Raw genomic sequence first — 244 nt, 5'->3', positions numbered from 1 at the left:
CTAAATAACTCCCTGGTACACCTAATAAAATAAGCACTGTCGGTTCTTTCTTTCCCTTTACTGCTGTTTTAATCTCTGTAACCTTGTTATCTAACTTCGTTACAACTGCTTCAGCCTGCTTTTCACGTCCATATTGCTTACCTAAATCGCTAATGGAATTTCGCATATTTTTCAAGCTTGTTAAATCTAAAAAGTTTGCTTTCGTGCCCACACCATCAAAAACTGGCTTTAATTCATATTCAAG

1 protein-coding gene is annotated in these 244 nt (G+C 36.1%); it reads right to left on the bottom strand.

Annotated elements, in window-relative coordinates; all coding sequences use genetic code 11:
• Positions 1 to 244 (bottom strand): ABC transporter substrate-binding protein (locus tag SB658_RS26765; protein WP_410603530.1); only part of this gene is annotated, 244 nt, incomplete at both ends.

The sequence above is a fragment of the Bacillus sp. SIMBA_008 genome, assembly GCF_046535495.1.
Taxonomy (GTDB): Bacteria; Bacillota; Bacilli; order Bacillales; family Bacillaceae; genus Bacillus; species Bacillus subtilis.
The sequence above is the reverse complement of the archived record's forward strand: the minus strand, read 5'-3'. Positions and strand labels throughout refer to the sequence as shown.